General features: G+C 67.3%; 23 protein-coding genes. 8 read left to right on the forward strand and 15 right to left on the reverse strand.

Going from position 1 to position 26,018, the window contains the following annotated elements; all coding sequences use genetic code 11:
* Positions 1-9: 9 nt before the first annotated feature.
* Genes METUNV1_RS12195 through METUNV1_RS12205 form a run of 3 tightly spaced genes read left to right on the forward strand, consistent with a single transcriptional unit; the run spans position 10 to position 1,465 of the window.
* Positions 10-363 (forward strand): SpoIIAA family protein, encoded by a 354-nt coding sequence (locus METUNV1_RS12195; RefSeq protein WP_008062137.1) that lies wholly within the window; start codon positions 10-12, stop codon positions 361-363.
* Positions 360-1,196 (forward strand): sulfurtransferase, encoded by an 837-nt coding sequence (locus tag METUNV1_RS12200; RefSeq protein ID WP_008062139.1) that lies wholly within the window; start codon positions 360-362, stop codon positions 1,194-1,196. The genes METUNV1_RS12195 and METUNV1_RS12200 overlap by 4 nt, the downstream gene beginning before the upstream one ends.
* A 14-nt stretch (positions 1,197-1,210) precedes the next feature.
* Entirely contained in the window at positions 1,211-1,465 is a 255-nt protein-coding gene (locus tag METUNV1_RS12205; RefSeq protein WP_232416337.1) for a DUF3253 domain-containing protein, read from the forward strand.
* Here METUNV1_RS12205 and METUNV1_RS12210 read toward each other — a convergent pair.
* On the reverse strand, positions 1,426-2,370 hold the full coding sequence (locus tag METUNV1_RS12210) for a LysR family transcriptional regulator (RefSeq protein ID WP_008062143.1): 945 nt from the start codon (positions 2,368-2,370) through the stop codon (positions 1,426-1,428). The genes METUNV1_RS12205 and METUNV1_RS12210 overlap by 40 nt on opposite strands.
* Before the next feature lie 99 nt (positions 2,371-2,469).
* On the opposite strand from METUNV1_RS12210, the gene METUNV1_RS12215 reads away from it, so the two are divergent.
* Both METUNV1_RS12215 and METUNV1_RS12220 read left to right on the forward strand, forming a co-directional pair.
* Positions 2,470-3,477: a zinc-binding alcohol dehydrogenase family protein gene (locus METUNV1_RS12215; protein ID WP_008062145.1), complete on the forward strand. Its 1,008-nt coding sequence runs from the start codon at positions 2,470-2,472 to the stop codon at positions 3,475-3,477.
* A 49-nt stretch (positions 3,478-3,526) separates the two neighbouring features.
* Positions 3,527-4,615 carry an alkene reductase gene (locus tag METUNV1_RS12220; protein ID WP_008062147.1) on the forward strand — a complete coding sequence of 363 codons (1,089 nt, stop codon included), beginning with the start codon at positions 3,527-3,529 and terminating at the stop codon, positions 4,613-4,615.
* Here the strand turns inward: METUNV1_RS12220 and METUNV1_RS12225 are convergent.
* Both METUNV1_RS12225 and METUNV1_RS12230 read right to left on the reverse strand, forming a co-directional pair.
* Positions 4,597-4,983, reverse strand: a complete 387-nt coding sequence (locus METUNV1_RS12225) for a YbaN family protein (protein ID WP_043359799.1) — start codon at positions 4,981-4,983, stop codon at positions 4,597-4,599. The genes METUNV1_RS12220 and METUNV1_RS12225 overlap by 19 nt on opposite strands.
* Positions 4,984-5,132: 149 nt before the next feature.
* Positions 5,133-8,525: a transglutaminase family protein gene (locus METUNV1_RS12230; RefSeq protein ID WP_008062150.1), complete on the reverse strand. Its 3,393-nt coding sequence runs from the start codon at positions 8,523-8,525 to the stop codon at positions 5,133-5,135.
* Positions 8,526-8,932: 407 nt separating this feature from the next.
* Here METUNV1_RS12230 and METUNV1_RS12235 point away from each other — a divergent pair, with 407 nt between their 5' ends.
* Positions 8,933-11,227, forward strand: a complete 2,295-nt coding sequence (locus METUNV1_RS12235; RefSeq protein ID WP_139026354.1) for a calcium-binding protein — start codon at positions 8,933-8,935, stop codon at positions 11,225-11,227.
* Here METUNV1_RS12235 and METUNV1_RS12240 read toward each other — a convergent pair.
* The 3 genes from METUNV1_RS12240 to METUNV1_RS12250 all read right to left on the reverse strand — a co-directional run bounded on the left by METUNV1_RS12240 (position 11,214) and on the right by METUNV1_RS12250 (position 14,900).
* Positions 11,214-12,356 carry a PepSY-associated TM helix domain-containing protein gene (locus METUNV1_RS12240; RefSeq protein WP_008062152.1) on the reverse strand — a complete coding sequence of 381 codons (1,143 nt, stop codon included), beginning with the start codon at positions 12,354-12,356 and terminating at the stop codon, positions 11,214-11,216. The two genes, METUNV1_RS12235 and METUNV1_RS12240, sit on opposite strands and share 14 nt — an antisense overlap.
* A 19-nt stretch (positions 12,357-12,375) precedes the next feature.
* On the reverse strand, positions 12,376-14,409 hold the full coding sequence (locus METUNV1_RS12245) for a TonB-dependent receptor (protein ID WP_008062153.1): 2,034 nt from the start codon (positions 14,407-14,409) through the stop codon (positions 12,376-12,378).
* A gap of 119 nt (positions 14,410-14,528) precedes the next feature.
* The gene (locus tag METUNV1_RS12250) at positions 14,529-14,900 is read right to left on the reverse strand and encodes a DUF2946 domain-containing protein (RefSeq protein WP_008062154.1); all 372 of its coding nucleotides are present in this window, start codon (positions 14,898-14,900) and stop codon (positions 14,529-14,531) included.
* Positions 14,901-14,962: 62 nt separating this feature from the next.
* Here METUNV1_RS12250 and METUNV1_RS12255 point away from each other — a divergent pair, with 62 nt between their 5' ends.
* Entirely contained in the window at positions 14,963-15,424 is a 462-nt protein-coding gene (locus METUNV1_RS12255; RefSeq protein ID WP_008062162.1) for a winged helix-turn-helix domain-containing protein, read from the forward strand.
* On the opposite strand, the gene modC is transcribed toward METUNV1_RS12255, so the two are convergent.
* The 9 genes from modC to METUNV1_RS12300 form a co-directional block, all read right to left on the reverse strand.
* Positions 15,342-16,505: a molybdenum ABC transporter ATP-binding protein gene (gene modC, locus METUNV1_RS12260; protein WP_008062164.1), complete on the reverse strand. Its 1,164-nt coding sequence runs from the start codon at positions 16,503-16,505 to the stop codon at positions 15,342-15,344. The two genes, METUNV1_RS12255 and modC, sit on opposite strands and share 83 nt — an antisense overlap.
* A gap of 9 nt (positions 16,506-16,514) precedes the next feature.
* A complete protein-coding gene (gene modB, locus METUNV1_RS12265) occupies positions 16,515-17,201 on the reverse strand; it encodes a molybdate ABC transporter permease subunit (RefSeq protein ID WP_008062167.1) in 687 nt (228 codons plus the stop codon).
* Positions 17,202-17,211: 10 nt separating this feature from the next.
* Positions 17,212-17,970, reverse strand: a complete 759-nt coding sequence (modA, locus tag METUNV1_RS12270; protein WP_008062168.1) for a molybdate ABC transporter substrate-binding protein — start codon at positions 17,968-17,970, stop codon at positions 17,212-17,214.
* 161 nt (positions 17,971-18,131) lie between these two features.
* Entirely contained in the window at positions 18,132-18,731 is a 600-nt protein-coding gene (locus tag METUNV1_RS12275) for a cysteine hydrolase family protein (protein WP_008062170.1), read from the reverse strand.
* 30 nt (positions 18,732-18,761) lie between these two features.
* Complete coding sequence (locus METUNV1_RS12280; protein ID WP_008062178.1) at positions 18,762-18,992, reverse strand: formate dehydrogenase subunit delta; 231 nt, start codon at positions 18,990-18,992, stop codon at positions 18,762-18,764.
* Between the two features lie 11 nt (positions 18,993-19,003).
* Entirely contained in the window at positions 19,004-19,873 is an 870-nt protein-coding gene (gene fdhD, locus METUNV1_RS12285) for a formate dehydrogenase accessory sulfurtransferase FdhD (protein WP_085983295.1), read from the reverse strand.
* Positions 19,870-22,737: a formate dehydrogenase subunit alpha gene (gene fdhF / locus METUNV1_RS12290; RefSeq protein WP_008062181.1), complete on the reverse strand. Its 2,868-nt coding sequence runs from the start codon at positions 22,735-22,737 to the stop codon at positions 19,870-19,872. Before fdhF ends, fdhD begins: the two co-directional genes overlap by 4 nt.
* 26 nt (positions 22,738-22,763) lie before the next feature.
* Positions 22,764-24,314: a formate dehydrogenase beta subunit gene (locus METUNV1_RS12295; protein ID WP_008062182.1), complete on the reverse strand. Its 1,551-nt coding sequence runs from the start codon at positions 24,312-24,314 to the stop codon at positions 22,764-22,766.
* Positions 24,311-24,805, reverse strand: coding sequence for a formate dehydrogenase subunit gamma (locus METUNV1_RS12300; RefSeq protein ID WP_008062183.1), 495 nt, complete (start codon positions 24,803-24,805; stop codon positions 24,311-24,313). Before METUNV1_RS12300 ends, METUNV1_RS12295 begins: the two co-directional genes overlap by 4 nt.
* A gap of 132 nt (positions 24,806-24,937) precedes the next feature.
* On the opposite strand from METUNV1_RS12300, the gene METUNV1_RS12305 reads away from it, so the two are divergent.
* Entirely contained in the window at positions 24,938-26,014 is a 1,077-nt protein-coding gene (locus tag METUNV1_RS12305) for a substrate-binding domain-containing protein (RefSeq protein ID WP_232416212.1), read from the forward strand.
* Positions 26,015-26,018 lie beyond the last annotated feature (4 nt).

Consider the following 26,018-nt stretch of genomic DNA (forward strand, 5'->3'; position numbering starts at 1 on the left):
GTAAGAAAAATGATCACAAGCGAATACAGCGGCAATCTGGTGACGGTGACGGCTTTCGGCGAATTCACGCTGGCCGACTATCGCGAATTCGAGGATCTGGTGAATTACCGGATCAAGTTCGAAGGCATCGTGAATCTGCTGATCGACCTGCGGCAGATGACCGACTTCACGCTGGACATGGCGCTCGAAGAACTGCGTTTCGCGCGCGCCCACAGCCATGACTTCGGCCGCATCGCGGTGATCGCCGGTTCGCCCTGGATGGTGTGGACCGCCTGGCTGTCGCAGGTGTTCGTCGACGCCGACGTGACCGTGTTCGACGATGAGGCAGCCGCCCGTGACTGGCTGGCGGAGACGACCGCATGAGCGCAGCACTGATTTCGGCGGCCGCGCTGGCCGACGCGATGTCGGACGCCCGGGTGGTCGTGGTGGACTGCAGGCACGATCTGGCCAATCCGGAGGCCGGCGAAGCCGCCTGGCGCGCCGGCCACATTCCGGGCGCGCTGTTCATGCATCTCGATCGCGACCTGTCGGCGGCCAAGACCGGCCGCAACGGTCGTCACCCGCTGCCGGCTCCCGAGGCTTTCGTAAAACTGCTGGGCGAACGCGGCATTTCGCCGGCACATCGCGTGGTGGCCTATGACGACGCCGGCGGCATGTTCGCGGCCCGGCTGTGGTGGATGCTGCGCTGGGTCGGTCATCGCGACGTGTCGGTGCTCGATGGTGGCCTGTCGGCCTGGAAGGCGGCTGGCGGCGCGCTGGACACCTCGGTGCGACCGCTGCCGCCGGTGTCCTATCCATTGGGCGAGGTGCTGCCGATGGCCGATGCCGATGCGGTGCTGGAGAATCTCACGTCCGCCGAGCGGCTGCTGGTCGACGCCCGCGCACCGGATCGCTTCCGCGGCGAGAACGAAACGCTGGACCCGGTCGGTGGCCACATTCCGGGCGCGGTCAATCGCTTCTTCAAGCTCAATCTGGCCGAGGACGGGCGTTTCAAGCCGGCCGACGCGCTGCGCACCGAGTGGCGGGCGCTGATCGGCGACCGCGCGCCGGCCTCACTGGTCATGCAGTGCGGCAGCGGTGTTACCGCCTGTCATAACCTGCTGGCGCTCGAGGTGGCCGGGCTGTCCGGCGCGCAGCTCTATCCGGGTTCGTGGAGCGAGTGGTGCAGCGACCCTACGCGGCCGATGACGCGCTGAGTGATGAACGTATCGTGGCGATCCTGCTTGCTCAGGTCGCCGCGCGCGGAGCAGGGCGCTCGATCTGCCCGTCGGAAGTGGCCCGTGCGCTGGCGCCGGACTGGCGGCCTTTGATGGGCCGGGTGCGCGAAGTGGCGCGCGGCCTGGCGCGCGAGGGGCGGGTGCTGATCACCCAGCGCGGCGTGGTGCGCGATCCGGACGCCGACCTGCGGGGTCCAGTGCGGCTGGCTCAGCCGCCGGACGACGCCCGCAGTTCCGGTTCCACCTGAGCGAAACAGTCTCCGAGAAAGTCGAGCAGCCGGCGTACCCGCAGGGGCATGTGACGGCCGGCGGGCAGCAGCGCGTGCAGTGGAAAGTCCTCGCCGCGCCAGTCGGTCAGCAGTTCGACCAGACGACCGGACCGCAGATCGTCCGCCACGTCCAGCCGCGCCTTGGTGGCGATGCCCAGTCCTTCGAGCGCCCACTGCCTCACGATGGCGCCGTCCCAGGCCATGCGGTTGCCCTGTACCCGGACCCGCGTTTCCGTGCCTGCGCGCATGAAGCGCCAGGTCAGGTGCGGGCGCCCGCCGCGATAGAGCACCAGACAGTTGTGACGTCCCAGGTCGGCGGGCTGCTGTGGTGCGCCGTGGCGCTCGATGTAGGCCGGTGAGGCCACCAGCACCCGGCGCGTCACGTGCAGCCGGCGGGCCACCAGCGACGAATCCGGCAGTTCGCCGTAGCGCACCGCCAGATCGACCCGCTCGCGCACCAGATCCTGCACCGTGTCCGACAGATAGAGCGTGAGCCGTACGCCCGGATGCTGTTCGATGAAGCGGTCCAGCATGGCGGACAGCGCGCCGCGACCGAGGTCGGACGGCGCGGCCAGATGGATGTCGCCGCTCAGTGTTTCGCGGCCGGCGCCGAGCTGGGCGCGCGCGTCGTCCAGTTCGCCCAGCGCCCGTCGCGCGTGGTCACGCAGCAGTTCGCCTTCGCCGGTCAGCCGCATCGAGCGGGTCGATCGCTCGACCAGCCGTGCGCCGAAGGCCGCCTCCAGCCGTTTCAGGGCCGCGCTGGCCGCAGCCGGCGTGAGCTGAAGCTGGCGTGCGGCAGCGCTCAGCGAGCCGGCGTCGGCGATGCGCACGAACAGTTCGAGCTGGGACAGCGTCAGATCAGGTGTGTGCAGGGTCCGGGTCATTTTCAAACTGCGTTTGAATATGTATTGATGGATTGCCGGATTATCAATCCATCCGGCTGTCGGTAGCATGCGTTCGATACAGCATGCAGGAGCCGCATCATGAAAGCCGTTGCCTTCAGGCAGAACCTTCCGGTCGAACACCCGGACAGTCTGGTCGATATCGATCTTCCGCGGCCGGAAGCCCGCGGTCACGATCTGCTGGTGCGCATCGAGGCAGTCGCGGTGAATCCGGTCGATACCAAGGTTCGCCGCTTCCATGCGCCGCCTGCCGACGGCAGCTGGCGGGTGCCCGGCTGGGATGCGGCCGGCGTGGTCGAGGCGGTGGGCGATCAGGTGAGCCGCTTCCGGCCGGGTGACCGCGTCTGGTATGCCGGCGACCTCACGCGGCAGGGCAGCCACGCCGAATACCAGGCGGTGGATGAGCGTCTGGTCGGCCGCATGCCTGAGTCGCTCGACTTCGCCGAGGCGGCGGCACTGCCGCTGACCGCGATCACCGCCTGGGAGCTGCTGTTCGACCGGCTGCAGCTGCGCGATGCCGACGGCCGGCTGCTCATCGTCGGCGCGGCCGGCGGTGTCGGCTCCATCATGATTCAGCTCGCCCGCGCGCTGAGCCGCGTCACCGTGATCGGCACCGCATCACGGCCGGACACCGCCGAGTGGGTGCGCGAACTGGGCGCCCATCACGTGATCGATCACCGCCGTCCGCTGGCCGAGGCGCTGCGCGAAGCCGGCATCGAATCGGTCACCCACGCGGCCAGCCTCACGCACACCGACCAGCACTACGCGCAGATCGTCGAGGCGCTCGCGCCGCAGGGGCGGCTCGGCCTGATCGACGATCCGGCGCATCCGCTCGACGTGCTGGCGCTCAAGCGCAAGAGCCTGTCGCTGCACTGGGAACTGATGTTCACCCGCTCGCTCTACCGGACCGATGACATGGCGGAACAGGGCCGGCTGCTCGATCAGGTGGCCGACCTGGTCGATGCCGGCCGGCTGCGCAGCACGCTGGGCGAGCATTACGGCATCATCAATGCCGCCAACCTGAAACGCGCGCACGCACTGCTTGAAAGTGGCCGTGCGCGCGGCAAGATCGTGCTGCAGGGCTTCTGATCCGATCGTCCCGCGGCGCCTTACCTGAGAAACATACCTGGAGAACCGGATGACCACGCTGTTCGAACCGACCCGTCTGGGCGACATCGCCCTTGCCAACCGCATCGTCATGGCACCGCTCACCCGCAACCGCGCCCTGGCCGGCAACGTACCCGGGCCGCTCACGGTCGAGTACTACCGCCAGCGCGCCAGCGCCGGCCTCATCATCGCCGAGGCGACGCAGATTTCGCCGATGGGCCAGGGCTATCTCGACACGCCGGGCATCCATTCGGCCGAACAGGTCGCCGGCTGGCGTGCGGTGACCGAGGCGGTGCATGCCGCCGGCGGCCGCATCGTGCTGCAGCTGTGGCATGTCGGCCGCATTTCGCACAGTTCGCTGCTGCCGGATGGTGCCGCTCCGGTGTCCTCCACCGCACGCCGGCCGAACGCCAAGACCTTCACCCGTGAAGGCTTCGTCGACACCTCGGCGCCGCGTGCGCTGCGCGACGACGAAATCCCGGCGCTGGTCGAGGACTACCGCCGCGCCGCCCGCAACGCGATCGATGCCGGCTTCGACGGCGTCGAGGTGCATGCGGCCAACAACTATCTGCTGGACCAGTTCATGCGCGACAGCGTGAACGACCGCAGCGGCCTCTATGGCGGCTCGATCGACAACCGCATCCGCGTCGTGGTCGAGGTGATGGAGGCAGTGGCAAAGGAAATCGGCGGCGCGCGCACCGGCATCCGCCTGTCGCCGATCACCACCTTCAACGACACGCCGCGTGACAGCGATCCGCAGGCGCTGTACGGCCGGCTGATCGAAAAACTCGCTCCGCTGGGGCTGGCTTTCGTGCACATGATCGAGGGCGAGACCGGCGGCGCGCGCGAACCGGCCGACCTGGCGAAGCCCTTCGACTACGCGGCGCTGAAGAAGGCTTTCGCCGGCGGCTGGATCGTGAACAACGGCTTCGACCTGGACAGCGCGGCCACCCGTGTGGCCGCCGGCGCGAGTGATGCGGTGGCCTTTGGCCGTCCCTTCATCAGCAATCCGGATCTGGTGCGTCGCCTGCGGGAGCACGCACCGCTCAATCCGCTGCGCGCCGAACTGCTCTATGGCGGTGGCGCCGACGGCTACACCGACTATCCGGCACTGGCCTGATTGCCTTGATCGGGTGGCGGCGCCGGTTCCGGCCGTCGCCACAGCCAGGTCGCCACCACGATGAGGGTGAACCAGACCGAGCCGCGCACCCAGGGCGGCACCGGGCTGAACCACAGCATCACCGCGCTGCAGCACATCATGATGCTGGCCAGCCACTTGGCACGGCGCGGCACCGCACCCTGTTCGCGCCAGTGGATGATCATCGGCCCGTACTTCGGGTGCGCCAGCAGTTTCGCCTCCAGTTCCGGCCAGCCGCGTCCCGCCGCCCAGGCGGCCAGCAGCAGGAAGGGCACGGTGGGCAGCACCGGCAGGAAGGCGCCGATGACGCCGAGCAGCACGGACAGCGCGGCGAGCAGGCGCCACAGCATCTGGCGGGTCCAGTGGATCAAGACGGAAGGTGCGTAGTGCGATGTCCGCATTGTGCCTGCGGCGCACGGCGCCGGGGACACCCTGACCGTCCGCGGGGCGCGAATCCCGCGCTGACCGGCAGGGCCAGCGGCCCTGCCGGCCCTGACCTTCAGCGGCGCAGATCCAGCGTGAACGGGAAGTTGGGGTTGCGCTCCTCAGGCGGTGCCGACACCCGGCCCGGTGTGTGGCCCATGGCGAAGAAGCGCGCCAGACGGCGACCTTCCGCCTCATAGGCATTGACCGGGAAAGTCTCGAAATTGCGGCCGCCCGGATGCGCGACGTGATACTGACAGCCGCCCATCGAACGTTTCATCCAGTCATCCACCAGATCGAATACCAGCGGGCTGTGCGGCGGAATCGTCGGGTGCAGGCAGGTCGGCGGCTGCCAGGCACGGTAGCGCACGCCAGCGACGAATTCGCCGACGCGCCCGGTGGGCTGCAGCGGGATGCGCCGGCCATTCACCGCCAGCACGTGGCGCTCATCCACCAGCCCGCGCACCTTGACCTGCAGCCGCTCGACCGACGAGTCGACATAGCGCACCGTGCCGCCCGGCGCACCCTCTTCGCCCATGACGTGCCAGGGTTCGAGCGCGCCGCGCAGTTCGACGTGCACATTGCGCGCCGCGAATTCGCCGAGTTTCGGGAAGCGGAATTCAAAATGCGGCGCGAACCATTCCAGCTCCATCGGGTAGCCGAAGGCACGCAGTTCGTCGACCACGTCGCGCAGGTCGTCCCACACGAAGTGCGGCAGCATGAAGCGGTCGTGCAGTTCGGTGCCCCAGCGCTTCAGCCGTGACGGCGAGTAGGGCTGCTGCCAGAAGCGGGCGATCAGCGCGCGCAGCATGAGCTGCTGGGTCAGGCTCATGCGCGCGTGCGGCGGCATTTCGAAGGCGCGCATCTCCAGCAGGCCGAGGCGGCCGGTCGGGCCATCCGGCGAGAACAGCTTGTCGATGCAGAACTCTGTACGGTGCGTGTTGCCGGTGGAATCGACCAGCAGGTTGCGCAGGATGCGGTCGATCTGCCAGGGCGGCGTATAGCCCATGTCGCGCGTGCGGCGCTCGATTTCGGCAAAGGCGATCTCGATCTCGTACACCGCGTCGTTGCGCGCCTCGTCGATGCGCGGCGCCTGACTGGTCGGGCCGATGAACAGGCCTGAGAACAGGTAGGACAGTGCCGGGTGGTTGTGCCAGTAGCTGATCAGGCTGCGCAGCAGGTCAGGCCGGCGCAGGAAGGGCGAGTCCGCCACCGTGGCGCCGCCGAGCACGAAGTGGTTGCCGCCGCCGGTGCCGCTGTGGCGTCCGTCTATCATGAATTTCTCGGTACCCAGGCGGCATGCGTGCGCGGCGTCGTAGAGGAAGGTGGTGCCGGCCACCATGTCGTCCCATGAGCGATAGGGCTGGATGTTCACCTCAAGTACGCCGGGGTCGGGCGTGATGCGCAGCACCTCCAGTCGCGGGTCGCGCGGCGGCTCGTAGCCTTCGAGCACCACCGGGTGGCCGCAGTCGGCCGCGGTGGCCTCGATCGCGGTCACCAGTTCCAGGTAGTGCTCCAGCGACGACAGCGGCGGCATGAACAGATACATGACGCCGTGCCGCACCTGGGCGCACAGCGCGGTGCGGGTAATCCAGCCGGCGGATTCGAAGGCACCGGGCTTGCGGTCGGTCGGGTGTGTGCCGTGGAGGCCTGCGCCCTGAGCCGCCGCGACGTAACCCAGCCTTTGCGCGCGGTCGCTGCCCAGGTCGGTGAGCGGTGTCTGCATGCGGGTGGCGATGTCGCGCCAGGCCGGCAGCGGGGCCTGCGGCGCCGCAGGATCCGGTGCATGCACCCATGGGTAGTCAGTGGGCGCGGTCCAGGGCTGGCCATCCAGCGGCAGCCGGTAGCCGAGTGGCGAATCGCCGGGCACCAGATAGCAGCGCTCGGCGCGCAGGAACCAGGGACCGCTCTGCCAGCCGTTGCCGTCCGGCGTGCGTGCCAGCGGCAGTACGTGGCCGATGACGCTGTCCAGCCCCTGTTCGAACACCCGGCGTACCCGTTCGCGTTCGAGCGGATCTTCGAGCCGGGCGTCGAACGGATCGACGTTCACCGGCAAGCGGCGCTCGCGCCACAGGTAGTACCACACGTCCTCGTAGGCGGGGAATACGTTGCTGCTGCCCACGCCGAGGCGCGATGACAGCAGTTCGAGGAAGCGCGCGGCATCCGCTTCGGTCAGCGCGTAATCCACCGACTCGTCGGCGAACAGCCCGGGGTCGCTCCAGATCGCCTCGCCATCGCGCCGCCAGAAGCAGGTGAGTGACCAGCGCGGCAGCTGTTCGCCCGGATACCACTTGCCCTGACCGTAATGCAGCAGTCCGCCCGGTGCATAGCGTGCCTTCAGTTTCGCCAGCAGTTCTGCGCCGAGCAGGCGCTTGGTGGGCTTGTCGGGCGGCGAGTCGGCCGTGGTGTTCCATTCGGCACCGTCACGATCGTCCACCGACACAAAGGTGGGTTCGCCACCCATGGTGAGCCGCACGTCGTGGGCATTCAGATCCAGGTCAATGCGGTGGCCCAGCGCCTCGATGCGCGACCACTGTTCGTCGCTGTAGGGTCTGGTGACGCGCGGTGCTTCCCACACGCGTTCCACCTTCATGTGATGTTCGAATTCGGACTCGCATTTCTCGCTGTAGCCGCTGACCGGTGCGGCCGACGACGGCTCGGGGGAGCAGGCGAGTGGAATGTGGCCTTCGCCGGCGAACAGGCCCGAGGTCGGGTCGAGACCGACCCAGCCTGCACCCGGCAGATACACCTCGCACCAGGCGTGCAGATCGGTGAAGTCCCGGTCCGGGCCGCTGGGGCCGTCCAGCGCTTTCACGTCCGGCGTGAGCTGTATCAGGTAGCCGGACACGAAGCGCGCGGCCAGACCGATGTGGCGCAGCACCTGAACCAGCAGCCAGGCCGAGTCGCGGCAGGAGCCGCTGGCCTTCTGCAGCGTCTCTTCCGGCGCCTGCACGCCGGGCTCCATGCGGATGAGGTAGCGGATGTCCTTCTGCAACTGCTGGTTCAGCGCCACCAGGAAGTCGACACTGGCACGCCCGCCTGCACACAGCCCGCGTGCGTTGGCCACCCAGTGGGTGAACTTGGGCGCGTTGTCACGTCCCAGCGGCAGCTTGACCAGATAGGGGTAGAGCTCATGTCGCTGCTCGTCGCTGTAAGCGAAAGGAATCTTCTCCGCCTCGGGTTCGAGAAAGAAGTCGAAAGGATTGATGACCGACATTTCGGCCACCAGATCGACCTCGATCCGCAGTTCGCGCGTGCGCTCCGGAAAGACCAGCCGTGCGAGGTAATTCGACTGCGGATCCTGCTGCCAGTTGATGAAGTGCCCGCCGGGTTCAGCCTTCAGCGAATAGGACAGCACCGGTGTCCGCGCATGTGGTGCCGGTCGCAGACGCACCACCTGGGGACTCAGCATGACCGGCCGGTCGTAGCGGTAATGGGTGACATGGTTCAGCGCGACATGGATGGACACGGAAGACTCCGGCGGCAGGCGATGGATATTGCTGCGCCGAAGCAATTTGCGTGCTTGTATTCATGCCCATGTTTTTGAAAGATTTTTTAGCCGTCTTCTTGAGCCTGGCCGACGCTCGGCACCGCGCTGGTGCATCGTTGCGCAGCCGGAGCGGTTTTTCGTGCGTACCCGGAAGACTGCATTCCGCCCGCGCCTTTCAACCGTCCTTCGCGTCCGACTGTGCCGATTGTTTGAGTTTGATCATGTGTTGATCAGTACAGACGTACGACCATGGTCGTAGGCAGGGGACGATACGCAACGGAATCTGCGGTCAGTCCGTGAAAAAAACTGTTTCGCAGCAGCCGGTTCATGCCGTCTGGCTATACTCGGTCGCTCGCTAACGAAATGACGTTTGACAGGACCGCGCCGTGGCCACCATTACAACGCAGGACAGCAGCCTTTCCTTCCTCACTGACACGCTGGGTGGTTTCGTCAGCCGTGCCGCGATCAAACTTGACGCCTTCAGCAATCGTCTCGAAGGCATTTTCGACCCGATCTACTCGTTGATTGACTACGGGTATGTGACCAGCGCGTCCGATTCGCGCATCGTCATCAATGGCTATTACTACCCGTATCCGCAGATGACGATTTCCGGCAGCGGCATGACCGGCAATTCGTTTTCCATCAGCCGCATCAGCTACTCGCAGACGGACGGCCTGTTCATCACGATGAGTGGCAGTGTTCGCGGTAACGTCTATGGAGACGTTACCGGCACGGTAACCCGCGCCACGATCGGTGACTCCGAACAGTCCGTTTCCTATATCGGAAGCATTTCCATGTCCACGGGGGTGGGCCGGTATTCTTCCGTCGTCTATACGTTGCGAGATCAATCGGGCATTGCCACCAACACGATCAGTTATGCAGGCAGTTTCACAGAAGGTAATGACGGACTGATCAGGGGGACTGTCACTTCGGTCGCCTTCCTGCGCGATCTGGATGGGGCCGGATCAGGTGCGGCACAGTCGCTGATGTCCATCAGCGGCATTTCCCGAGACGTCGTCCTGGATGCAGATTCCGGCCGCCCCTTCGGCTTTTCGACAGCGTCGACGACCGATTTCTTCACCTCAATGATGAGCGGGGCCGACTCCGTCGTGGGCGGAGCCGGCGATGACACGCTGTACGGCTATGACGGCAACGATGTCATCAACGGCGGCCTCGGTGCCGATGAAATGGTTGGTGGTGCCGGAGATGACAGCTACGTGGTCGATAACATCGGTGACCGGGTGGTCGAGGCCAGCGGCCAGGGTAACGATACGGTGTCCGCATCGGTCGACCACACGCTGGCAGATAACGTCGAACGCCTGACGCTGACCGGCAGGGCCGTGACCGGCACCGGTAATGGCCTGAACAACGTACTGACCGGCAACGCAAGCGCGAACGTACTGAGCGGCCGGGGTGGAGACGACGTACTGGACGGTGGGGCGGGCGCGGACACGCTGATCGGAGGCGAAGGCGACGACCGCTACGTGCTGGACCAGATCGGCGACGTGGTGGTGGAAGCGGACGGAGAAGGCACGGACACGGTGCAGGTGATGTTCGCCAACGCGGGCCGGGCGGCGGTGACGCTGTCGCTGGAGAGCCGCTACGCGCACGTTGAGAAACTGGAAGTGCTGGGTGCGGGGCTGTACGACCTTGAGGGCAACGGCAGCGCCAACGTACTGATCGGCAACGGCTCGGCGAACGTGATCGACGGCGGAGCGGGTGCGGACCGGATGGAAGGTGGTCTGGGCAACGACACCTACGTGGTCGATGACGCGGGCGACGTGGTGGTGGAGAGCGCGGTGCGGGGCTCGGGCGTGGATCTGGTGCGAGCGCGGCTGGACTACGTGCTGGGCGCCAACGTTGAGAACCTGACGCTGGAAGGTGCGGCACTGCGTGGAGAAGGCAACGAACTGGGCAACGTGCTGACCGGCAACGGACTGGACAACGCGCTGTACGGACGTGACGGCAACGACGTGCTGTCGGGAGGTGCGGGCAACGACCTGCTGGACGGGGGCGTGGGCATCGACAGCATGTCGGGCGGCGAAGGGGACGACACCTACGTTGTCGACAACGTGCGCGACGTGGTGAGCGAAGGACTGAACGCGGGCATCGACACCGTGCGGTCGTCGATCAACTACGCGCTGGGCGCCAACGTCGAGAACCTCGAACTGACCGGCACGGCGCTCAACGGCACGGGCAACGCGCTGGCCAACCGGATCACCGGCAACGAACTGAACAACCGTCTGGCCGGCGGTGACGGCGCAGACACGCTGCTCGGCATGGACGGCAATGACTGGCTGGATGGCGGGCGCGGTCTGAATACGCTGACCGGCGGCGACGGTGCGGATGCGTTCTACTTCGGCGTGGCGCCGCAGGCCGGCACGCTGTCGACCATCACCGATTTCGATCTGGCGGACGACCGTTTCGTGCTGAAGTCTTCGGCGTTTGCCGGTATTGCCGGTCGTTTCGGGACAGGCGAAACGCCGCTCGCAGCGACCGCTTTCCAGTCGTCCGATGACGCGGTCGCCGATACCGCTGCAGTCCGCATCCTGTACGACAGCAGCAGTGGCGCGCTGTATTACGACGCCGACGGTTCGGGCGCGGGCGCGGCAGTGCAGTTCGCGCAGATCGGCAGCGGTCTGTCGCTGGACGCGGACCACTTCTTCATCACGACCGCCTGATGCCGGCGCGGCGCTGGCCGGTCAGCGCCTTGGCGCGGGCCTTCTGACGCCAGCGCATCCAGCCGGTCACGAACAGGAGGGCCGGCAGCAGGCCGGCGATGCACATGAGCACGCGGCCGGTCATGCCGAAGGCCTCGCCGTTGTGCAGCGGGTGCAGCCAGTTCAGCACGGTGTCGCCGCCGGTGTCGCGGGCGGCGTCGCGTTCGGCGACGATGGCGCCGGTTTCCGGATGCACCCACACCTGGGTGCGCGGGAAGCGCCGGCTCGGTTCGTCCGGCTGGTGCAGCACCACGCGCCAGGCGCCGCCTTCCAGCGACGGCGATTCCACCCAGCGCAGTTCCCGGCCAGGAAAGCGGCCGCGGGCGACCGCAACCGCGTCGGCGGCGGTGATGGCGTGGTGCATGGGCGGCGTGACGGCCCGCAGATCGGGCATGCTGAACAGCGGCGACACCGGTGCAATCAGCGCGCGGGTCTGGTCCGGCAGCGCCAGTGCGGCGCCGGTCAGTGCCAGCGTGACCAGCAGCACCGCACCCCAGCTGCCGGACAGCACGTGCAGGTCATAGGTGAGGCGCGCACGCCCGTGTCGCAGCACCGGCTTCAGCGCGTGCAGCAGGCGCCCCTTGCGCGGCCACCACAGCCACAGCCCGGACCCCAGTGACAGCAGCATGAGCAGGCCGGCGATGCCGACCGCGGTCTTGCCCGGCCGGTCCAGCAGCAGCGTGTAGTGCAGGTCGTAGATCCAGGTGACCGCGGTATCGCCCCAGAAGGCGGCACGGGTGATGGCCAGCGTAGCCGGGTCCAGCGTCACCAGCAGCGGCGCGAAGCTGCGCTCGGCGCGTTCGGCCGGCCGGTAGTAGCGTGCCATCAGCGGCACGCCTTCGTGCAGCGGCAGTTCGATGCGCCAGGCGCCGCTGCGCTCCGGGTGAGCCGCCCTCAGCGCCGCGAAGGCGGCGTCCAGATCCACGTCCGGCGCAGGCGTGCTGGCCACGGTATGCGGGTTCAGCAGCCGGTCCACCTCGGTGTAGAACACCAGCACGCTGCCGGTCAGGCCGAACATGACCAACAGGCCGCCGAGCGAGATCCCCAGCCACAGGTGACAGGCCAGCCAGAAGCGGCGTGCGCGGGTCATGTCCGGCCCTTTCGCCGACTCAGAACCGCGCTTGCAGCGACGCGAACACCGCGCGCGGCTCGCCCGGCGAATGGAGCGACTGGGCGCCGTCGTGCCACACGTATTCGTAGTAGCGGTCGGTCAGGTTGCGCACCTGCAGGTCGGCGCGCAGCGTCGGGGTGAACTGGTAGCTGGCCTGCGCGTTGAACAGCAGATAGCTGCCGAAGCGGCCGGCACTGTTGGTGCGCTCCAGGTAATAGTCGCCCTGGGCACTGGCCCACAGTGACAGCTTCAGCGCGTCGCTGGCCGCGTAGTCCGCGCCTGCATTCAGCAGGAAGTGCGGCACATGGTCGATTTCCTTGCCCTCGGTGGCCGGCGCCGACGATTCCGCCTTCAGGATTTTCGAGCGCTGCAGCGCGGCCGCCATCCACAGGCCGAGCTGAGGGGTGGCCTGGGCGTTGAGTTGCAGGTCGATGCCGCGGCGTTCGGTCTTGCCGATGCTCTCGCTGCTGTTGGCCGGGTCGTTCAGCTTGCGGCGCGCCTCGTTGCTGGCGGTCTGTTCCCAGACGGCGAGCCGGCCGTCCAGCCAGGACAGCGGGCGGAAGCGCAGGCCGGCTTCCCAGCCTTCGTTGATCGACGGATCCAGATCCCGGGTCTGGGTCACCTTGTAGCTGGCGGTGCCGACACCGATCTGGAAGGTGCGGCCGTAGTTGGCATACACCGCGTAGCGCTCGTCGAACGAATACACCGCGCTGATCTTGGGCTGGTGCACATTGCCGTAGTCGTTGATGTCGAAGCGGCGGCCGTTCAGCAGGTTGTCGTAATGCCCGGTCAGCACGTCGGTGCGCCAGGCCGGCACGATCTTGAGCTGGTCGGTCGGCTTGATCACCGCCTGGACGAAGGCGCCGTAGATGTCCAGTTCGAACTGCTGGTTGCGGGTCTGCGCAGTACGCACCCGGTTCGCGGTGGTGTAGCGCTCGCTCACGTTGTCCTGCCACTCGGCGCTGACACCGCCGACCAGCGCGAACTCCTTCGCCCAGCTCACGTCCGGTCGCCAGGTGAGCGTGCTCATCGCGCCCAGATGTTCTTCACTGGTGTAGCGCTCCTGCTGCGACACGCCGGCCGAGAAACGCACGAAGCGCCTGTCGTCGATCTTGTTCATGTAGGCCACCGAGGACCAGAACAGGCGCTCGCCCAGTTCGACGTCGGCGTGCGCGCTGAACTGGTCCAGCGTGCGGTCGCCGCCGTCGCTGGCGTTGTGGGCCGGCGACTGGTCCGGGTCGGTGCGCGCCTGCAGCCGGGTCAGGTAGCCGGCTTCCTGCGCCTTGGCGTCCTGGTGACGCACGATGACGCCGAAGCGGGTGTCGCCGCCGGGCGAGAAGAACCACTTGCCGCTGGCGCTCACCTTTTCTGTTTCGCTGTGGTCGCGGTAGCCGTCGCTGTTGTACACGCTGACCGCGTAGTTCTGCGAAAAACCGTTGTGTTCGATGCCCAGCGCTGCCTGCGCATCGCGCGTGTTGAAGCTGCCGTAGCTGGCCCGGCCCTGCATGTAGTTGCCGCCGGTACGGGTGATCACGTTGGCGTTGCCGGCGATGTTGTGCAGGCCGTAGCGCGGGTCGTTGGTGCCGCGCACCACTTCGATGGCGTCGATCTCGAGCGGAATCGCCAGTTCGAGGTAAGGCATGTTGCCGTCGTTGCTGTTGCCGGGCACGCCATCGACCAGCAGCTTCACCGCATTGATTTCGCCCTCGCCATTGAAGCCGCGCATCGAGAACTTGCCCGACACGTTGCCCTGGTTGAAATTGGTCAGCATGACGCCGGGCATCTGGCCGAACAGCTGCCAGTTGTGGGTCACCACCTGATTCTCGATGCGCTCGGCGCCCAGCACGTCGACCGAGGTGGGCAGGCTGCGCGCCGCGATCGGGCCGGCGTTGTCGAGGATGTTGACGGCGCCCAGCACAAGGGCAGCGCCGTCGAGGGTGCGGGTCTCATCGGCGGCCGTCGCGGGCAGGTGGGCGAGGGCGGCAAGCAGCGCGCAGGCCAGCGGCGCGCGGCGGAAGGTGGGGGTGTTCATCGCGTGATCCGTCAGGTGCGGAGCGGCGGCGTTCGCCGCGACGCTCCGGTCAGTGCAAGCGCAGTGGCACGGCGACGCGGTGCGTCATCGTGCAGCGGGCTGCGCGCTCAGGGCGGGAATCAGACGATGTAAGGCGGTGCGCGCGGCTGCGCGGGGGCCCACGCAAACGGCGGGTGCGGGGCATGCAGGAAGAGCGGCGGCAGCGCGTCGGCGCCAGTCGCCAAGGTCAGTCCGGCGACCACCGGCCGGACCGGAATGAAGGGCGTGTGCTGCGCCAGACAGAAGGGGCAGTGCGCACCCGACATGGCCATGCCCGGGTCACTGTCGTCGCCGTTGTCGGCGACGCGCTCGATGCCACGCACGGTACACAGTTCCGAATAGCCGGCGTCCTGCGCCATGCCCTGCATCACCAGCGGCGCGAGCGCATTGAACAGGAGCGCCACGAAGGCGATCCAGGCAAGGCTGCGGCGGGGGATGAAGGCGGACGACATGGGCGCGGATGATACCGCGACCGGCTGGCGGCAGGACCGTGCCGGCGCGTTAAACTTCACTCATGACTGCTCAGGAAACCCCGATCTCCGATGGCCTGAACGCCGCTCCGGCGTCTTCGGCCTCGCTGCGCCTGCATTTCCACAATGGCGAGCGGCTGGGGCCGGGCAAGATCGAACTGCTGGAACATCTGGCGCGCGAGCGCTCGATTTCCGGCGCCGCGCGGGCCATGGGCATGGCCTATCGCCGCGCCTGGCTGCTGATCGACGACCTGAACCGCATGTTTGCCGAGCCGGTGGTGAAAACCTATCCCGGCCGTTCGCAGGGCGCGGGCGGGGCGGAACTGACCCCGTTCGGCGTGCGGCTGATCGCGCTGTTCCGCGCGGCCGAGCGGCGTACCGCCGAAGCGGTGGCGCTGCAGCTGCGCGAACTGGACGAGGCGCTCAATCCGCTTCCGCTGGCGCGCCCGGCTTCTGCGGCAAGTCCGGCGCCTGCGCCGGCGATGCGGAACGCGGACGCCGGCTGAAACCCACGCTGCGGCTGTCCAGCGCCACCGACTTCACCATGGTCCATACCGGCGTGCCCGGCTGCAGGCCGAGCCGGTCGCAGGACTCGCGCGTGATCAGCGCGCGCAGCGTGCGGCTGCCCAGATCCACGGTCACATCTGCGTAAGGGCCGTCGCGCGGGGTGATCTGCTGTACCCGGCCCGGCAGCTTGTTCACGATGGACACGTCCATCGGTCGCGACAGCGCCAGCGCCACGTCGCGCGCGCGGATGCGCACCCGCACCGGCGCGCCCGGATCGAGATCGATGCGCGGCACCCGCAGCTGGCCGTCGGCGAAGCGCAGCGTGGTGAGCGCGTAGTCGTCGTTGTGCTGCAGCACCGTGCAGTCGAGGACCGAACCGGCTTCGTAGCGGCCGATCAGCGGCGCGTGTTCCGGCCGCGACATGATGTCCGACAGTTCGCCGCTGGCCACCGTGCGGCCTTCGCTGACGATGACCAGATGGTCGGCCAGCCGCGTCACCTCTTCGATCGAATGGCTCACGTACAGCACCGGCAGCGCGAATTCGCGCGCCAGCCGCTCGATGTAGGGCAGCACCTCGGCCTTGCGCGGCGCATCCAGCGAAGCCAGCGGTTCGTCCATCAGCAGCAGCGAGGGCTGGCGCAGCAGGGCGCGACCGATGGCCACCCGCTGGCGCTCGCCGCCGGACAGGTTCCACGGCCGGCGGTCCAGCAGATGGTCGAGACCGAGCACCTCGACCACGCTGTCCCAGCCCACCGTGTGCGTGCCGCGTGCCCGCTTCAGGCCATAGCGCAGATTGCCGGCGACCGACAGGTGAGGGAACAGCCGCGCGTCCTGGAACACGTAGCCGATGCCGCGCGCCTCGATCGGCAGATCGGTGCCGCTGTCGTGGTCATAGAACACCCGCTCGCCGACCCGTATGCGGCCGTGGTCCGGCCTCACGATGCCGGCCACCGCATTGATCAGGCTGCTCTTGCCGGCGCCGCTGCGGCCGAACAGCGCACTCACGCCGCGCGACGGCAGCGTCACGTCGACCTGCAGATCGAGCGCGCCCAGCTTCCTGCCGAAATTCAGTTCGATCACGGGGCGCGCTCAGTGCCGGCCCAGCCAGCGCTGGGTGCGCCGGTGCAGCCATTCGGACAGCGTGATCGCGGCCACCGCCAGCGCCATCGACAGGGCGACCAGACGCAGCGCGATGGCGTCGCCGTCCGGCGTCTGGGTGGCGGTGTAGATGGCCAGCGGCAGCGTGCGGGTTTCGCCCTCGATATTGGAGGCGAAGGTGATGGTGGCGCCGAATTCGCCCAGACTGGCGGCGAACGCCATCATCGCGCCGGACAGGATGCCCGGCAGCATGAGCGGCAGCGTGACGCTGAACAGCACGTCCAGCCGGCTGGCGCCCAGCGTGCGGGCGGCCACTTCGAGGCCGCGGTCCACGCTGTCCAGCGACAGGCGTATCGCGCGCACCATCAGCGGAAAGGCCATCACCGCGGCGGCCACCACCACGCCTTCAGTGGTGAAGATGAGCTGGATGCCGAAGGTGGATTTGAGCCAGGCGCCGAGCGGCGCCCGGGTACCGAGCGAAATGAGCAGCAGGTAGCCGATCACCACCGGCGGCAGCACCAGCGGCGCATGCACGATGCCGTCGAGCAGCGCGCGGCCGGGCAGCCGGCTGCGCGACAGCAGCCAGGCGACGCCGATGGCGAAGGGCAGGCACAGCGCGGTGCTGGCCGCACCCACCTTCAGGCTGAGCAGCAGCGCATCCCATTCGATTCCGCCCATCTGTTCCTGTCTACTTGATGCTGAAGCCGTAGCGCTTGAATACCGCGGCGGCCTGGCTGCCGCGCAGCGCTTCGATGAAGGCGCGCGCGGCCGGCGTGTCCTGCCCGGCGACGAGTGCCGCAGGATAGGTGATCGGCGCATGACTGTCAGCCGGGAAACTGGCGGCGATGCGCACCCTGGGCGTCACTGCCGCATCGGTTGCGTACACGATGCCGGCCGGCACCTCGCCGCGCTCGACCAGCACCAGCGCCGCCCGCACCGAATCCGCGCGCACCAGTTTCGGTTCGGCCACGGCCCACACGCCGAGGTGGGTCAGTGCGTCTTTCGCATACTTGCCGACCGGCACGTGGGCCGGGTCGCCGGTGGCCAGCCGGCCGTCGCCGAGCAGGCCGGCGAGGTCGAAGCCGGGCTTCAGCGTGACCGTGGCCCGGCTGTCGGCCGGCGTGACCAGTACCAGGCTGTTGCCCAGCAGATCGACGCGGCTGGCCGGCACGATGAGCTTGCGCGCGGCGAGGTAGTCCATCCACTGTTCGTCCGCCGACAGGAAGACCTGGGCCTGCGCACCGGCCTCGATCTGCCGCGCCAGCGCGGACGAGGCGGCGAAGGAGAATTTCACCGTGTGGCCTGACTTCGCTTCGAAATCCTTGCCGATGTCCTGCAGCGCATTGGTCAGACTGGCGGCAGCGAACACCACCAGCGTATCGGCACGGGCGAGCGTGGCGTGCAGACAGCACAGCAGCAGGGCGGACAGCAGGCGGACGCGCTTCATGGCTATTCCTGTATTTAATTGGATACAGGATGGTAGGGCCAAATTCTCCGCATTCAAATATGAAGCGATGAGCCGGATGAGGCGGAGAGCGCTGGTGCCCGCGTACCGCACAAATGAAAACGGCCGGCAGGGCCGGCCGTCGTTTCGCCGAGCGCGGGCGCTCAGCCGAGCACCGCGTCTGCGGTGGGCGCGATCGCCGCGAACAGGTCGCGCATGGTGGCGATGCTGGCCGGCTGCAGTGCATCCGCGCGCACCAGGCTGCCATCGGGCAGCGGCAGGTCGCGGGTGGCGGTGGCCGAGGCGACCACGGTGGGCGCGTAGCCGAGGTTGAAGGCGCCGCGCGCGGTCGAGTTCACGCACATGTGCGTCATGAAACCGACCAGCACCAGATTTTTCACGCCCAGGCGCTTCAGCTCGTCGTCCAGCGGCGTCTGCACGAAACTGTTCGGATAGCCCTTGGTGATGACGGTTTCGCCGTTCTGCGGCGCGACGATGTCGGCGATGCGGCCGATGTCTGCACGCACGTCATACGGCGTGCCCGGACCGGCGTCGTGCTGGATGTGGATGACCGGACGGCCGAGCGCGCGGGCGCGGTCGAGTACCCGGCGTGCTTCCTTCAGCGCCGGCTCGACGCCGGTCAGCTGCATGATGCCTTCGCGATAGGTGTTCTGGCAGTCGATCATCACCAGTGCGGCGTCCTGCAGGGTGCAGGGTTGGTGGCCCAGGCCCATCAGGTCGCGCAGAGTGGTCGGAGCGGTCATCGGTATCAGTCCTTTCGGTTCGTGGATGCGTCAGGTGGTGGCTTCGGCGTCCTGCAGGCGCTGCAGCGCCTCGGTCACCAGTGGCAGCAGACCGGTGTCGCCGCCCTGGTTCATGTGAGCGATGATCGCACGCCGCATGCGGGGTTCCCAGAAGCGGCGGATGTGGGCGGCCACTTCGGTCACCGCCTCCTCGCGATCCGGGTAGCTGTGGAAGAACTGGCCGATCTGGTTGGCCATCTTGACGAGGTTGTGGATGTCCATCGTGATTCCGTTCAGTCTTTGGGTTCTGTGTAGACGGCCTTCTGGCCGTTGCGTACAAATCCGCACAGCGTGATGCCAGCGCGTGCGGCGAGATCGATGGCGAGGCCGGTCGGGGCCGAAATGGCGGCCAGCAGCCCGCCGCCGAAACTGGCCAGCTTCTGCACCATCTCGTAGCTGGCGCGGCTGGTGACCAGCGCGAAGCCGTGCGCCGGGTCGTGCCCGGCCCTGGCCAGTGCGCCGATCAGCTTGTCCAGCGCGTTGTGCCGACCCACGTCTTCACGCACCAGCAGCAGGCTTCCGTCCTCCGCGGCCCAGCCGGCGGCGTGCACCGAGCCGGTCAGCCGGTGCAGCGGCTGCGCGTCGGAAAGGCTTGCGAAGGCGCGGTGGATCGCTGCGTCGCTCACCTGCGGCCGGGCGCTCACCGGTGTCACCTCACGCGCCACCTGGGCCAGGCTGTCGACACCGCACAGGCCGCAGCCGGTGCGGCCGGCCAGCGTGCGCCGCCGCAGCTTCAGCGCCTCGAATGCGCGGTTGGACACCTGCAGCCGCACTTCGATGCCAGCCTCATGGCCGGCCACCTCGATGTCCAGCACTTCGGCGCGCCGGCGCACGATGCCTTCCGACAGGCTGAAGCCCAGCCCGAAATCTTCGAGATCGGCCGGCGTGGCCAGCATGACCGCGTGCGAAATGCCGTTGTACACCATGGCCACCGGCACCTCTTCGGCCACGCATTCGAGCGAGGACTGGCGTTCGCCGTCGCGCGTGCGCGTGACCGGGCGCAGGCTCTGCGCCGGGTGATCGAACGCCGGCCCCGGCACGCTGCAGGTCGGGGCAGTGTTGGCGCTTACGGTTGCGGCATCGGCCACGGCGTACCCGCTCACACCTTCTCGCGCCGCGTCTTCGGCAGCAGGTCGAGCTGCTGGCGCGAGAAGTCGCGGTAGCGCTGCTGCCATTCCGACGGCTGGGTCACGCGGGTCACCTGCACCGCGGTCACCTTGTATTCCGGGCAGTTGGTGGCCCAGTCCGAATTGTCGGTGGTGATCACGTTGGCGCCCGATTCCGGGAAGTGGAAGGTGGTGTAGACCACGCCCGGCTGCATGCGCTCGGACACCACCGCGCGCAGCACGGTTTCGCCGGCGCGCGAGGTGATGCCCACCCAGTCGCCGTCGTTGATGCCGCGCGATTCGGCGTCGGCCGGGTGGATCTCCAGCCGGTCCTCGTCATGCCACATCGAGTTCGGCGTGCGGCGGGTCTGCGCGCCCACGTTGTACTGCGACAGGATGCGGCCGGTGGTCAGGATGAGCGGGAAGCGCGACGAGGTGCGCTCGTCGGTCGGGATGTACTCGGTCAGCATGAAGCGGCCCTTGCCGCGCACGAACTGTTCGATGTGCATGATGGGCGTGCCTTCCGGCGCGTCCTCGTTACACGGCCACTGGATGCTGCCCAGCTCGTCCAGCCGTTCGTAGCTCACGCCGTGGAATGTCGGGGTCAGGCGGGCGATCTCGTCCATGATGTCCGACGGATCCTTGTAGTCCATCGGATAGCCGAGCGCATTCGACAGCATGCAGGTGACTTCCCAGTCCGCCTTGCCGGCCAGTGGTGGCATCGCCTTGCGCACGCGGGAGATGCGGCGCTCGGCATTGGTGAAGGTGCCGTCCTTTTCCAGGAAGCTGGAACCGGGCAGGAACACGTGGGCGAACTTCGCGGTTTCGTTCAGGAACAGGTCCTGCACCACCACGCATTCCATCGCCCGCAGCGCGGCTTCGACGTGCTGGGTGTTCGGGTCGGACTGCACGATGTCCTCGCCTTCGCAGTACAGGCCGAGGAAGGTGCCGTCCATCGCCGCCTCGAACATGTTCGGGATGCGCAGGCCGGGCTCCGGCTGCGGCTCGACGCCCCAGGCGTCCTTGAACAGCGCGCGGGTGGCGGCGTCGGACACGTGGCGGTAGCCCGGCAGTTCATGCGGGAAGCTGCCCATGTCGCAGGAGCCCTGCACATTGTTCTGGCCGCGCAGCGGATTCACGCCCACGCCTTCGCGGCCGATGTTGCCGGTGGCCATCGCCAGATTGGCGATGCCGATGACGGTGGTCGAACCCTGGCTGTGCTCGGTCACGCCGAGGCCGTAGTAAATGGCTGCATTGCCGCCGGTGGCGAACAGCCGCGCCGCGGCACGCACCTCGGCCGCCGGCACGCCGGTGTGGATTTCCATCGCTTCCGGCGAGTTCTCCGGCTTGGCCACGAAATCGCGCCACTGTTCAAAAGAGGCCCATTCGCAGCGCTCGCGCACGAAATCTTCCTGCACCAGACCTTCGGTCACGATCACGTGGGCCAGCGAGGTGATCATCGCCACATTGCTGCCCGGCTTCAGCTTCAGATGATGCGTGGCCTGGATGTGCGGCGAGCGCACCAGGTCGATGGCGCGCGGGTCGACCACGATGAGCCTGGCGCCCTCGCGCAGGCGGCGCTTCATCTGCGAACCGAACACCGGGTGGCCGTCGGTCGGATTGGCGCCCATCACCATGATGACGTCGGCCTTCATCACCGAATCGAAGGTCTGGGTGCCGGCCGATTCGCCCAGCGTCTGCTTCAGGCCGTAACCGGTGGGCGAGTGGCACACGCGGGCGCAGGTGTCGACGTTGTTGTTGCCGAAGGCGGCGCGCACCAGTTTCTGCACCAGATAGGTTTCTTCATTGGTGCAGCGGCTGGAGGTGATGCCGCCAATCGAATCGCGGCCATGCTTCGCCTGGATGCGCTTGAATTCCGACGCGGCGTAATTGATCGCTTCGTCCCAGCTCACCGGTTGCCAGGCGTCCTCGATGCTCTTGCGGATCATCGGCGTGGTGATGCGGTCAGGGTGCGTCGCATAGCCGAAGGCGAAGCGGCCCTTCACGCAGGAGTGGCCGTGATTGGCGCCGCCGTCCTTGCTCGGCACCATGCGCACCACGGTCGTGCCCTTCACCTCGGCGTCAAAGGAACAGCCGACGCCGCAGTAGGCGCAGGTGGTGGTGACCTTCTTTTCGGCCTGACCGTGTTCGATCACGCCCTTTTCCATCAGCGTCGCGGTCGGGCAGGCCTGCACGCAGGCGCCGCAGGACACGCATTCCGATTCCATGAAGAGCTGGCTCTCACCGGGGCTGACGCGCGAATCGAAGCCGCGGCCGGAAATGGTGAGCGCGAAAGTGCCCTGGGTTTCTTCGCAGGCGCGCACGCAGCGGTTGCACACGATGCACTTCGACGGGTCGTAGCTGAAGTAGGGGTTGGACTCGTCCTTTTCCTTGGTCAGCGCCGACAGCAGGTCGAAGTGGTTCTTGCCCTTCATGCCGTAGCGCACTTCGCGCAGGCCGACCACGCCGGTCATGTCCTGCAGTTCGCAGTTGCCGTTGGCCGAGCAGGTCAGGCAGTCCAGCGGGTGATCGGAAATGTAGAGCTCCATCACGCCGCGGCGGATGTCCGCCAGCTTGGGCGTCTGGGTGCGCACCTGCATGCCGGGTTCGACCAGAGTGGTACAGGACGCCGGATAGCCGCGGCGGCCTTCGATCTCCACCAGGCACAGGCGGCAGGAGCCGAACGGTTCGAGGCTGTCGGTGGCGCACAGCTTGGGAATGCTGGTGTCGCATTCCTGCGCGGCACGCATGACCGAGGTGCCGGCCGGCACCGTCACTTCGATGCCGTCTATCGAGAGGGTGACTTCCTTTTCCGACGCGCGCGCGGGCGTGCCGTAATCGGTGTTGCGGGGCAGTGACATGGCAGTTCTCCTGGATTCTCGCGTGCTCAGGCAGCTTCGGTCTTGTCGACGCCGAAGTCTTCCGGGAAGTGGTTCAGTGCGGACAGCACCGGGTAGGGGGCCATGCCACCGAGCGCGCACAGCGAGCCGTTGAGCATGGTGTCGCACAGCGACTGCAGCAGCGCGATGTTCTTGCCGCGCTGTTCGTTGGCGACGATGCGGTCGATCACCTCGACGCCGCGGGTGGAGCCGATGCGACAGGGCGTGCATTTGCCGCAGGACTCGACCGCGCAGAACTCCATCGCGTAGCGCGCCATGTGCGCCATGTCGACCGTGTCGTCGAACACCACGATGCCGCCGTGGCCGATCATGGCGCCGTTCTTCGCGTACTCCTCGTAATCCAGCGGCATGTCGAACTGCGACGCCGGCACATAGGCACCGAGCGGGCCGCCCACCTGCACCGCGCGCACCGGCCGGCCGGACAGCGTGCCGCCGCCGAAGTCATGGATCAGTTCGTTCATGGTCAGGCCGAAGGCCTTCTCGACCAGACCGCCGCGCTTGATGTTGCCGGCCAGCTGGAAGGGCAGGGTGCCGCGGGAGCGGCCCATGCCGTAGTTGCGGTAGTACGCGCCGCCGCGCGCCAGAATGATGGGTACCGACGCCAGCGAGATCACGTTGTTGATCACGGTGGGCTTGCCGAACAGGCCCTGCAGCGCCGGCAGCGGCGGCTTGAAGCGCACGATGCCGCGCTTGCCTTCCAGGCTTTCCAGCAGCGAGGTTTCTTCGCCGCAGATGTAGGCGCCGGCGCCCAGACGTACCTCCAGTTCGAACGCCTTGGCCGAGCCGCGCACGTCCTGGCCCAGCCAGCCGGCCGCGCGCGCGCGACGGATCGCTTCCTTCAGCGTGGCAAAGGCGTGCGGGTATTCCGAGCGCAGATAGATGTAGCCCCGGGTGGCGCCGACCGCGATGCCGGCGATGGTCATGCCTTCGATCAGCACATACGGGTCGCCTTCCATGATCATGCGATCGGAGAAGGTGCCGGAATCGCCCTCGTCGGCGTTGCACACGATGTACTTCTGGTCGGCGCTGGCGCCGAGCACGGTGTTCCACTTGATGCCGGTCGGGAAGGCTGCACCGCCACGACCGCGCAGGCCGGAGTCGGTCACTTCCTTCACGATGTCTGCGCCGCTCATCGCAAAGGCGGCCACCAGGCCTTCGTAGCCGCCGTGGGCGATGTAGTCGTCCAGGCTCAGCGGATCGGTGATGCCGATGCGTGCGCTGGTCAGCCGTTCCTGGTTCTTCAGATATGCGATGTCGTCGGTCAGGCCGAGCGACAGCGCATGCTGACCGCCGTTGACGAAGCCGGCGTCGAACAGCGCGGCGACGTCCTTCGGCTGCACCGGACCGTAGGCCATGCGGCCGGCCGGGGTCTGCACCTCGACCAGCGGTTCGAGCCAGAAGGCGCCGCGCGAGCCGTTGCGCACCAGTTCGATCGCGATGCCGCGCTTCGCCGCTTCGGCAGCGATGGCCTTCGCAACCTTTTCGGCGCCCAGCGACAGCGCGGTGGAATCGATGGGGACGTAGATGCGGGTGCTCATGCGGTCACCTCCGCGCGCAGTTCAGCGATGATTTCGTCAAAACGTGCCGGCGTGACGCGGCCGACGATGTCGTCATCGATCCGCAGCGACGGACCGACCGCACAGTTGCCGAGGCAGTACACCGCCTCCAGCGTCACCGCGCCGTCCGCGGTGGTTTCATGGAAGTCGATGCCGAGGCATTTCTTCGCGTGCGCTTCGAGCGCAACGGCACCGACCGCCTGACAGGCTTCCGCCCGGCAGACCTGCACCACATGACGTCCGGGCGCGTGGCTGCGGAAGTGGTGGTAGAAGGTGATCACGCCATGCACTTCGGCGCGTGAAAGATTCAGGCTGCGGGCGATGACCGGAACGGCCTGATCCGGCACATGGCCGAATTCGTCCTGGATGGCGTGCAGCATGGGCAGCAGTGCGCCGGGCAGACTGGCGTGCGCGTCAACCACGGACTGCAGGCGCAGCCCGTCCGCGGCGGAGGCGGGGTGGTGCGATGACATGGCTCTTTGTCTCCTGCTGAATTCCTAATTGGAACTCTTGTTCATAATTGCTAATCAGCCACCATCAAGGTCCAATAATGGCTTCGCAATGCAGGTTAGCAGCCGATTTTGCTTTTAACGATATGAAAACAAATGCCTAACATGCGCATCCAGATCGAGCCCGCGTGGCGTTTCCGGAACGCCGAGGGACGGGAAATCGATCCGCTGCTTTTCCGGGTGCTGGCCGCGGTCCAGCGCAGCGGAAAACTGACCGAAGCTGCCCGCGAAGTGGATTTTTCCTACCGCCACTGCTGGAACCTGATCCGCACCTGGTCGGCCTTCTTCGGCACGCCGCTGGTCGAGCTGTCGCAGGGCAAGGGGGCGGAACTGACGCCGCTGGGCGAGAAGCTGACTTGGGCGGCGCAGCGCATACAGGCGCGGCTGACGCCGCAGCTGGAAAACCTGTCGGTGGAGATCGACCGGGAGATCAACGCCGCGCTGATGGACACCCACCCCATCCTGCGGCTGCACGCCAGTCACGGCTATGCGATCGCGCTGCTGCCCGAACTGGTGGAGCAGGTGGCCGCGGTGCGGCTGGAGCTGCAGTACCTCGGCTCCATCGACGCGCTGGCTTCGATGTCACGCGGCAGCTGCGACCTCTGCGGCTTCCACCTGCCGAGCGGGCGGGTGACGCCGGAACTGGCGGCGCGACTGAACCGCTACCTGAAGCCGCGCGCGCACCGGGTAATCCGGCTGGTCACGCGCACCCAGGGCCTGTTCGTGGCGGCCGGCAATCCGCTGGGCATCCGGTCGCTGCAGGACCTGACCCGGCCGGATGTGCGTTTCATCAACCGCCAGGCCAGTGCAGGCACGCGGGTGCTGCTCGACCTGCTGCTGGCCGAACAGACCATGGATCCGGACCAGATCAGCGGCTACGAAACGGTGGAATTCACCCACGCGGCGGTCGCGGCCCACGTGGCCAGCGGCATGGCCGATACCGGTTTCGGGGTGGAGGCGGCCGCCACCCAGTTCAAGCTCGATTTCGTGCCGGTGGCGCAGGAGCACTACTTCCTCGCGTGCCGGCTGGAAACGCTGGAACTGCCGTCGATGCAGCGCATGCTGGAAGCGCTGAAATCGCCGCAGTTCGCGACCGCGGTCGATGCGCTGCCCGGCTATGCGCTGAATACGCCGGGTGAGGTGATGTCGGTGATGGAGGCGCTGCGCGCCTGAACCG

This window comes from Methyloversatilis universalis FAM5, assembly GCF_000214035.2.
GTDB classification, from domain to species: Bacteria; Pseudomonadota; Gammaproteobacteria; order Burkholderiales; family Rhodocyclaceae; genus Methyloversatilis; species Methyloversatilis universalis.

What these genes read in the sequence shown, in the direction of transcription:
- METUNV1_RS12250 (WP_008062154.1), bottom strand. Translation starts at nt 14,900, where the DNA reads ATGTCGTCCGCCTTCATCCCCCGCCGCAGCCTTGCCTGGATCGCCTTC.
- METUNV1_RS12255 (WP_008062162.1), top strand. Translation starts at nt 14,963, where the DNA reads ATGACTGCTCAGGAAACCCCGATCTCCGATGGCCTGAACGCCGCTCCG.
- METUNV1_RS12280 (WP_008062178.1), bottom strand. Translation starts at nt 18,992, where the DNA reads ATGGACATCCACAACCTCGTCAAGATGGCCAACCAGATCGGCCAGTTC.
- METUNV1_RS12215 (WP_008062145.1), top strand. Translation starts at nt 2,470, where the DNA reads ATGAAAGCCGTTGCCTTCAGGCAGAACCTTCCGGTCGAACACCCGGAC.
- METUNV1_RS12195 (WP_008062137.1), top strand. Translation starts at nt 10, where the DNA reads ATGATCACAAGCGAATACAGCGGCAATCTGGTGACGGTGACGGCTTTC.
- METUNV1_RS12240 (WP_008062152.1), bottom strand. Translation starts at nt 12,356, where the DNA reads ATGACCCGCGCACGCCGCTTCTGGCTGGCCTGTCACCTGTGGCTGGGG.
- METUNV1_RS12225 (WP_043359799.1), bottom strand. Translation starts at nt 4,983, where the DNA reads ATGCTGTGGCGCCTGCTCGCCGCGCTGTCCGTGCTGCTCGGCGTCATC.
- METUNV1_RS12200 (WP_008062139.1), top strand. Translation starts at nt 360, where the DNA reads ATGAGCGCAGCACTGATTTCGGCGGCCGCGCTGGCCGACGCGATGTCG.
- METUNV1_RS12245 (WP_008062153.1), bottom strand. Translation starts at nt 14,409, where the DNA reads ATGAACACCCCCACCTTCCGCCGCGCGCCGCTGGCCTGCGCGCTGCTT.
- METUNV1_RS12275 (WP_008062170.1), bottom strand. Translation starts at nt 18,731, where the DNA reads ATGACCGCTCCGACCACTCTGCGCGACCTGATGGGCCTGGGCCACCAA.
- METUNV1_RS12220 (WP_008062147.1), top strand. Translation starts at nt 3,527, where the DNA reads ATGACCACGCTGTTCGAACCGACCCGTCTGGGCGACATCGCCCTTGCC.
- modB (WP_008062167.1), bottom strand. Translation starts at nt 17,201, where the DNA reads ATGGGCGGAATCGAATGGGATGCGCTGCTGCTCAGCCTGAAGGTGGGT.
- METUNV1_RS12210 (WP_008062143.1), bottom strand. Translation starts at nt 2,370, where the DNA reads ATGACCCGGACCCTGCACACACCTGATCTGACGCTGTCCCAGCTCGAA.
- METUNV1_RS12295 (WP_008062182.1), bottom strand. Translation starts at nt 24,314, where the DNA reads ATGAGCACCCGCATCTACGTCCCCATCGATTCCACCGCGCTGTCGCTG.
- METUNV1_RS12305 (WP_232416212.1), top strand. Translation starts at nt 24,938, where the DNA reads ATGCCTAACATGCGCATCCAGATCGAGCCCGCGTGGCGTTTCCGGAAC.
- modA (WP_008062168.1), bottom strand. Translation starts at nt 17,970, where the DNA reads ATGAAGCGCGTCCGCCTGCTGTCCGCCCTGCTGCTGTGCTGTCTGCAC.
- METUNV1_RS12300 (WP_008062183.1), bottom strand. Translation starts at nt 24,805, where the DNA reads ATGTCATCGCACCACCCCGCCTCCGCCGCGGACGGGCTGCGCCTGCAG.
- fdhF (WP_008062181.1), bottom strand. Translation starts at nt 22,737, where the DNA reads ATGTCACTGCCCCGCAACACCGATTACGGCACGCCCGCGCGCGCGTCG.